General features: G+C 73.4%; 6 protein-coding genes. 2 read left to right on the plus strand and 4 right to left on the minus strand.

Annotation, left to right across the window (positions count from 1 at the left end; all coding sequences use genetic code 11):
• Nucleotides 1–54 precede the first annotated feature (54 nt).
• The 3 genes from AOK15_RS35225 to AOK15_RS35235 all read right to left on the minus strand — a co-directional run bounded on the left by AOK15_RS35225 (nt 55) and on the right by AOK15_RS35235 (nt 1,720).
• A complete protein-coding gene (locus tag AOK15_RS35225; RefSeq protein WP_055522394.1) occupies nt 55–555 on the minus strand; it encodes an RNA polymerase sigma factor in 501 nt (166 codons plus the stop codon).
• A 110-nt stretch (nt 556–665) separates the two neighbouring features.
• A complete protein-coding gene (locus AOK15_RS35230; RefSeq protein WP_055522396.1) occupies nt 666–1,340 on the minus strand; it encodes a class F sortase in 675 nt (224 codons plus the stop codon).
• Nucleotides 1,337–1,720 carry a hypothetical protein gene (locus AOK15_RS35235; RefSeq protein WP_055522398.1) on the minus strand — a complete coding sequence of 128 codons (384 nt, stop codon included), beginning with the start codon at nt 1,718–1,720 and terminating at the stop codon, nt 1,337–1,339. Before AOK15_RS35235 ends, AOK15_RS35230 begins: the two co-directional genes overlap by 4 nt.
• 118 nt (nt 1,721–1,838) lie before the next feature.
• Here AOK15_RS35235 and AOK15_RS35240 point away from each other — a divergent pair, with 118 nt between their 5' ends.
• The gene (locus tag AOK15_RS35240) at nt 1,839–2,390 is read left to right on the plus strand and encodes a response regulator transcription factor (protein ID WP_079058883.1); all 552 of its coding nucleotides are present in this window, start codon (nt 1,839–1,841) and stop codon (nt 2,388–2,390) included.
• A 37-nt stretch (nt 2,391–2,427) separates the two neighbouring features.
• On the opposite strand, the gene AOK15_RS35245 is transcribed toward AOK15_RS35240, so the two are convergent.
• Nucleotides 2,428–6,639 (minus strand): bifunctional nitrate reductase/sulfite reductase flavoprotein subunit alpha, encoded by a 4,212-nt coding sequence (locus tag AOK15_RS35245; protein WP_055522400.1) that lies wholly within the window; start codon nt 6,637–6,639, stop codon nt 2,428–2,430.
• A gap of 334 nt (nt 6,640–6,973) precedes the next feature.
• Here AOK15_RS35245 and AOK15_RS35250 point away from each other — a divergent pair, with 334 nt between their 5' ends.
• The gene (locus tag AOK15_RS35250; RefSeq protein ID WP_055522405.1) at nt 6,974–7,363 is read left to right on the plus strand and encodes a cell division protein SepF; all 390 of its coding nucleotides are present in this window, start codon (nt 6,974–6,976) and stop codon (nt 7,361–7,363) included.
• Nucleotides 7,364–7,937: the final 574 nt, after the last annotated feature.

Genomic DNA, 7,937 nt, shown 5'->3' on the forward strand with positions numbered 1-7,937 from the left:
TCACACACGCTGACGACGGCCAGCGGATCGTCGGGCTCGAACTCCGGGCCGTCGTCAGCGTGTGTGATCAAGGCTTCTCCTCAGATGGGCGCGGAGCAGTTCGCGGGCCGCGTGGAGGTCGGCCTTGACGGTTCCTTCCTTGCGTCCGGTCAGGACGGACACCTCCCGGATCGGCATGTCAGCGTAGTAGTGCAGCAGGATCGGGACGCGCAGTCGCTCCGGCAGCGACTGCACCAGCAGCCGCACCGAGGGGTCGGCCTGCTCGGCGTGATCGCCCTGCGGGCGCACCGCTGCCTCGGTCGTGGCCCGGTGCATCGCCCGGCGTTCCCGTTCGAGTTTGCGCCAGTGGTCCCGTACGAGGTTCGCCGCGGTGACGTAGAGGAAGCCGTGGGGTTCGGCGACGGAGGTCCAGCGGGCCCAGAGCCGGGTGAACGCCTCCGACGCGATCTCGTGGGCCGTCTCGTCGTCGTCGACCAGCTTGCGGCACCAGCCGGCGAGGCGGGGGTAGAGGGCGGCGAACAGTTCGGACGCGGCCTTCTCGCGGGACCGTTTCAACGCTCTCCAGGGTCGTGGGCTCGTCATGCCGTGCGGGCGGTCGTACGGGAAGGGATGAGGCCCGCCACGGGGGTGGCCGTACGCATGGGCGGCGGGGGAGGGGTGACCGGTCACGGCACCGGCTCGCCCGCACGGCCGGTGCCGCTCAGCGTGGCGAAGACGATGACGTTGTCCCGGTACTCCTCGCCCGAGCGGGGGCCGCCGCAGGTGATGAGACGGAGTTCGGGGCGGTCCACGTTCCCGTAGACCTCCGCCGCCGGGAAGTCGGCCTTGGCGACGGTCCGTACGCGGTCGACCGTGAACTGCGCCGTCGAGCCGTCGGCCCGGCGCGCGGTGATCCGCGCGTCGGGCCGCAGCCGCGCGAGCCGGCGGAAGACACCGTCGCCGTAGGCCCCGACCGTGACATGCCCCAGGATCACCGAGGGGCCGGTCTGCCCCGGCGTCGGTGAGTGCCGGTACCACCCCGCCCGGTCGTGCTCCGCCACCGGCGGCACCTCCACGCTCCCGTCCGCCGCCAGCCCCAGCCCCATGACCGGAGTGTCCACCCCGATGGCCGGGATCAGCAGCCCGACCGGCACGGAGCGCGCCAGCGGCGACGGCGATCCGCCCGAGGAGGACGACCGACGGGACGGGTCCGACGACGGGGGAGACGGGGCCGTGTCGACCGGGGGAGCACCCGAGTCCCGGCCCCCGGCCCCGCCGCTCCCCTGACACCCGACGAGCAGCGAGGCCGCCGCCACGGCGAGGAGGGAGCGCCGGGAGAGCGCCGCGGTGGGCGGTGTCATGCCGCGTCGCCCCGGCGGCGCCGGACGAGGACGATCGCGCCGACCCCGCCGACGAGGGCCGCGACGGCGCCCGAGCCGACGAGCACGGCGCCGGTCCCGGAGCCGTCCGACCCGGTCGCCTCCCCGGTGTCGGGCGCCCCGCTCGGCACCACGGAGACCTGGCTGGGTACCGGAGACGGCTCGGTGGCGTTCCCGTCCTCGGCGGGTTCGGGCGTGGCCGAGTCCTCGGCGGGCCCGGCGGTGGACGGCACCGGGGTGGGGGTGGAGGTCGCCGTGCGGGGCGCGGCGGACGGGGCGGTGTCGTCGGCGAACGCGGGCAGCGCGCCCGCCAGGACGGCGGTGCAGGCCAGGGCCGCGGCACTGAGGACGGTACGGCGCATGAGTCGCTCTCTCTCGTCGGGCCGCCCGGACGGTGACCCGGCGGGGCGGCGTTGCGGATCGAGCGGAGAGACGAGACAGCGGCCGACCCCGTTGTAAAGAGATGGCAAAGTCGTTGGCATGGACCGCAATCGGCACGGCGACCGCGGCACCCGCCCGGACATCGCCGTGCTCGACCTGGAGATGCCGCCGACCGACGGACTGCGAGCCGCCGAGGAGATCGGCGCCGAACTGCCCACCCGCACCGTCATCGTCGCCCGGCACGCCCGGCACGCCAGGCACGCCCGGCACGCCAGGCACGCCCGGCACGCCCGGCACGCCCGGCACGCCGTGCTGCGCCGGGCCCTCGCGGCGGGCGTGCGGGGCTTCGTCCCCAAGACGACCCCGGCCGCCCGGCTGGCGGAGATCCTCCGTGAGGTCGCCGCCGGACGCCGCTACGTGGACCCCGACATCGCCGCGTCCGCGCTCACCGAGGACGACTGCCCCCTCAGCGACCGCGAACTCCAGGTCCTGCGCGCCGCCCGCACCGGAGCCTCCGTCGCCGAGATCGCCACCGAGGTCCATCTGGCCCAGGGGACCGTGCGCAACTACCTCTCCGCCGCCATGTCCAAACTGGGCGCTCCCACCCGCCACGCGGCGGCCCACCACGCATGGCAGCAGGGCTGGATCTGAGGGGGAGGGAGGCGGGAGACCCAGTCGGCGCGCACGGTCAGTACACGTCCCGCACGTACCGCTTCTCGTTCGCCAGCTGCTTCACGTACGCGGCGGCCTCCGTCTCGCTCAGCCCTCCGTGGGCGACCGCGATGTCCCGCAGCGCCCGGTCGACGTCCTTCGCCATCCGGGAGGCGTCGCCGCAGACGTAGAAGCGGGCGCCGTCCTGGAGCCAGTGCCACAGCTCGGGGCCGTGCTCACGCATCCGGTCCTGCACGTACACCTTCGCCCGCTGGTCCCGTGAGAACGCGGTGTCCAGCCGGTCCAGCACCCCCGCCCGCCGCAGCTCCGCCAGCTCGTCCTCGTAGTAGTGGTCCGTTGCCCGGTGCTGCTCGCCGAAGAACAGCCAGTTGGGCGCCCGGTGACCGAGGGCCTGCCGCTCCTGGAGGAAGCCGATGAAGGGGGCGACGCCGGTACCGGGACCGACCATGACCATCGGGGTCGTGGCGTCCGCCGGCGGCCGGAAGTGCGGTGACCGCTGCACGAACACCGGCACCTCCAGGCCCGCCTCGCCGTCCGCGAGGAACGGTGAGCAGACCCCGCCCCGCGGCTGCCCGCGCAGGTTCTCGTACCGTACGACCGACACGGTCAGCGACACCTCGTGCGGGTCGACGAGCGGGCTCGACGAGATGGAGTACAGCCGGGGCTGGAGCCGCTTGAACACCCCGGCCCACTCGGCCGCGGAGGCCCGCACCGCGAACTCGGCGACCACGTCCACGGCCTGCCTGCCCCACGACCACTGGGCGAGCCCGTCCTTGTTGTCGGGTCGCATCAGCTTCTTCAACTCCCGGTTGTCCCGGGTCCGTTCGGAGACGAAGCGGAGCAGGTCCGGGGTGATCCGGGTGATGTCGAGATGCCGGTGCAGCGCCTCGGCGAAGGGCACCTCGCCGACACCGGCGACCTCCACCGCGGCTGAGCCGTCCAGACCGGTCACCGCCAGCCATTCCGCGACCAGATCGGGGGAGTTGACCGGCCGCACCCCGAGCGCGTCACCGGCCTCGTACGTGAGCCCCGTCCCCTTCGTGTCGAAGGTGAACCGGCGTACTTCCTTGCCCGCCCCCGGCAGGCTGAGCAGCCGGTTGCCGACCAGCCGGGCGTGCGCGGGCGCGGGCCTGGCGGACCGGGGGGCGACGGGCGCGGAGAGGGAGCCCGTGACGGGGGCTGTGCCGGGCGCGGCCTGCGGGCCCGCCTCCATGAGCCCCCGCGGAGCGGGGGTCTCCGTCCCGGTGCCGAGCGCGGTGAGCACCTGGCCGAGCCAGGCGTCCGCCGACGGCTCGTAGTCCGGCTCGCAGTCCGTACGGGGCGTCAGCCGCACCGCGCCCAGCTCGTCCAGTCGGGCGTCCAGCCGCCGGCCGTGCCCGCAGAAGTCGTCGTACGACGAGTCGCCGAACGCCAGCACCGCGTACCGCACACCGTCCAGCCGTGGCGCCTCCCGATCCGTGAGCGCCTCCCAGAAACCGGAGCCGTTGTCGGGCGCGTCCCCGTCGCCGAAGGTGCTGGTGATGAGCAACAGGTCCGCGCCGCGCGGCAGTTCGGCCGGGGCGGCCTCGTCCATGCCGACCAGCGTCGCCCGGTGCCCCGCCGCGCCCAGATGCTGGGCGGCGGCCACCGCGAACTCCTCCGCCGTACCGGTCTGCGAGGCCCACAGCACCACCACGTCCCGCCCGGCCGCCTCGGCCGAGGGGACGGCCACGGGCGCCGCGGACCGCGAGTACATCCCGGCGAGCACCCCGTTCACCCACAGGGCGTGCTCGGGACTGAACGGCGCGTCCGGCGGCAGTACGGGCACCCCGGTGACCCCGGTGACCCCGGACCCGAGCCCGGCGAGGAAACCGGTCAGGTACTGGCGCTCCTGGGCGGAGAGCACGGGCGGGGGAGCGGGTGCGAGACCGAAGGGGTTGGCGCCGGGCGCGACCGCGGTCGGGACGAGCGCCTCGACCGCCCCGCCCGAGCCGTGATCCTGGCCCTGCCCCCCGCTCTGGCCCCGGCCCTGGCCCGTACGAGCCTCGACCGCGCCGGCCGCGATCGGCTGGGCCCCGGCCGGTGACGGCGCGGGCGCCGCCACCTTCGTCAGGCCCACCGCGCACACCTTCAACTCCGGCTGGAACGACAGCGGGTCGACCGCGTCACTGGTCACCGCGTTGATGCTCAGGTACTCCCCGAACAGGTCGTTCCAGTGGAACGGCGCGAACAGACAGCCCGGTCGCACCCGGTCCGTCACGACCACCGGCAGCACGGCCCGCCCCCGCCGCGAGGCGACCTCGACGAAGTCGCCGTCGGCGAGGTGCAGCGCCTGGGCGTCCTGCGGATGCACCTCCACGAACGGCCCGGGGTTCAGCCGGTTGAGCTTGGCGACCTTGCCCGTCTTCGTCAGCGTGTGCCACTGGTGCTGGAGCCGCCCGGTGTTGAGCACGAACGGGAAGTCGTCGTCGGGGAGTTCGGCGGGCTCCATGTGCGGCCGCGCGTGGAACACGGCACGCCCGCTCGCGGTGGGGAACGTCAGCCCGCCGTCCGCGTCCACGTACCGGATCGGGTTCCGTGCGGGTCCGGTCTCCCGCGCGGCCGGCCACTGCACCGTCGTCGACCGCAGCCGCTCGTACGTCACTCCCCGCAGATCCCACCCGGTCTTCGGGTTCCACGCCTGCTTGATCTCCTCGAAGACCTCCTCGGCGCTGTCGTACGAGAAGCCCTTCTCGAAGCCCATCTCCCGCGCGACGGCGGCGATGATCCGCCAGTCCGCCATCGCCTCGCCCGGCGGGTCGGCGGCCGCGGCGGCCAGCGTCAGATTCCGCTCGCTGTTGACGAGGACGCCCTCGGACTCGGTCCACAGGGCCCCGGGCAGCACGACATCGGCGTACGCGTTGGTCTCCGTGTCGGCGAACACGTCCTGCGTGACGACGAACTCCGCGGCCTCCAGCCCCTCGATCACGGTCTTCCGGTTGGCCACGGAGGCGACGGGGTTGGTGCAGATGATCCAGCACGCCTTGATCTCGCCGTCGGCCATCCTCCGGAACATCTCGACGGTGCCCTTGCCGAAACCGTCCGGGCGCAGCGTGTCCGGCGCCAGCCCCCACAGTTCCTCGACGAACGCCCGCTCCTCGTCCACGAGCACCGACCGCTGGCCCGGCAGCCCCGGCCCCATGTAGCCCATCTCGCGCCCGCCCATGGCGTTGGGCTGCCCGGTCAGCGAGAACGGCCCGCTGCCCGGCCGGCAGATGGCGCCGGTCGCCAGATGCAGATTGACGAGGGCGTTGGTGTTCCATGTGCCGTGCGTGGACTGGTTCAGCCCCATGGTCCAGCAGCTCGTCCACTCGGCGGCCTCGCCGATCAGCCGCGCGGCCTCGCGTATGTCGTCCGCCGCGAGGCCCGTGACGGAGGCGACGACGTCCGGCGCGTAGTCGGCGAGGAAATCGGGCAGCGCCTCCCAGCCCTCGGTGTGGGCGGCGATGAACTCCTGGTCGGTGTGCCCGTTCTCGTGCAGCAGACGCAGCAGCCCGTTGAGCAGCGCGAGGTCCGTACCGGGACGGATCTGGAGGAACAGGTCGGCCTTCTCGGCGGTCGCCGTCCGCCGGGGATCGACGACGATCAGCTTCGCGCCCGCCTTGACCCGGTTCATCATCCGCAGGAAGAGAATGGGGTGGCAGTCGGCCATGTTCGAGCCGATCACGAGGAAGACGTCCGCCTTGTCGAGGTCCTCGTACGAGCCGGGCGGCCCGTCGGCGCCCAGCGACAGCTTGTAGCCGGTGCCGGCGCTCGCCATGCACAGCCGGGAGTTCGACTCGATCTGGTTGGTGCGGATGAAGCCCTTGGCCAGCTTGTTCGCCAGGTACTGCGCCTCCAGGCTCATCTGGCCCGAGACATAGAACGCGAACGCGTCGGGCCCGTGCTCGTCGATGATCGCGCGCAGCCGCCGGGCCGTCTCGGAGAGGGCGTCCGCGACCGGCACGGGCAGCGGTTCGTCACCCCGGCCGTCCCGCACGAGGGCCGTGGTGAGCCGGCCGGGCGCGGCCAGCATGTCGGCGGTCGTCGCGCCCTTGGTGCAGAGTCGGCCGAAGTTCGCCGGGTGGGACTTGTCGCCGGTCGCCCTCAGGACCGTGCGCCGCCCGTCGGGACCCATCCCGACATCCAGGAGCATGCCGCAGCCGACACCGCAGTACGAGCACACGGTCCGCACCTGGGTGGTGGTGCTCTGCGGGCCCTGCGCGACCACGGGCGGCCCCTCTCTGTCGGCGTGCGGGGTGTCCGGTCCCCCTCTGGTACGGCGGTCGGACTGCTTCCGCTCAGCGTCCTGATGGCCGCCGGGCAGGCTCGATCGTACGAATTGCCCGTTACGCCGATGTCACATGACCTGATCATGAGGGGTTACGCCCACCACACACCGTCCGGCGCGGGGCTGTGAGGCCACGATCCGGCCGATACGCCGGAGGGGTGTCCCACGGCCTGCCTCGCGGTCCGTGTCGCTGTTGGGCCGAACGGGTGACCATGCGTAAGAATTGGTCGATGCAGTCAATCAGTGCGAGCCAGGGGGAAGGCCGGTGAACAGGGTGAACAGCCACGATGTCACCGACGAACAGTGGGAGGGGCTCGCACAGGTCGTGCCGCTGAGGGGCCGGGACGCCTGGCCGTCCGCGGTCGACCACCGGACCATACCGGAGGCCGAGACGGAGGCCCGGCGGCGTTTCGTCGTCCTCCGCGTCAATGTCTTCGCCGACGCCCGCGACGTCGCCGAGACGCTGATGGCGGGCATTCCGGTGCTCCTCGACCTCTCCGGCGCGGAGACCGAGGTGGCCAAACGCGTCCTCGACTTCAGCACCGGTGTCGTCTTCGGTCTCGCCAGCGGAATGCACCGAGTCGACCGCAACGTGTTCCTCCTCACACCCCACGGCACGGAGGTCCGGGGCCTGATGGAAAACGCGGGCGTCCCCGGAGTCTGACGACGCTCCGACGCCGGCCCGGAGCGCCCCGCACACGCGCGGCGCTCCGACCAGTGCCGGGCCCTGCGGGCGGCCCCGCCGGGGGGCGGCCCGCAGGGTGCCCACCGGGTGCCTACCGGGGGCGGTTCCACCGGGGGTGGCGGCACCGATGGAGGCGCCCTACCGGCCAGTGCCCCGCCGCTCCGCCGGGCTCCGAGCCACTCCCGGCCGCAGTGAGGCCGCGCGCCGCGCGGCGGCAAATCCCGACGGCGGTGACCCGCCGGCCGGGGGGCGAGCCCTCCAGGTTTCCGCCGAGCCCCGGCCCGGCCGGTCCCGGATCCCCGCTGGCTCTCGAATGCCGGACCGCGTTGGCTCCCGAGGGACGGGGTGCCCCTGACGAGCGAGGTGCGGATGCCGCCCCCTTGTCGTGAGCGCTGCGCGAGCCGTCTGGCCGGTGTTGCCGAGACTCAGGCCAGCGCCGCTCGATCAACGACCCGGCGTTGCCCAGCCCTTGCCCCAGCGTTGCCCGCCCCCTTCACTCCACATCCCTCATCCCTCGGCCCAGCGTCCCCCGAATCCTTCACCGGGCTTCCCC

Origin of the sequence: Streptomyces ossamyceticus (genome assembly GCF_001418475.1) — a bacterium.
GTDB classification, from domain to species: domain Bacteria; phylum Actinomycetota; class Actinomycetes; order Streptomycetales; family Streptomycetaceae; genus Streptomyces; species Streptomyces ossamyceticus.

Coding starts and splice junctions, on each gene's coding strand:
- AOK15_RS35235 (WP_055522398.1), bottom strand. CDS start 1,720: ATGCGCCGTACCGTCCTCAGTGCCGCGGCCCTGGCCTGCACCGCCGTC.
- AOK15_RS35240 (WP_079058883.1), top strand. CDS start 1,839: ATGGACCGCAATCGGCACGGCGACCGCGGCACCCGCCCGGACATCGCC.
- AOK15_RS35230 (WP_055522396.1), bottom strand. CDS start 1,340: ATGACACCGCCCACCGCGGCGCTCTCCCGGCGCTCCCTCCTCGCCGTG.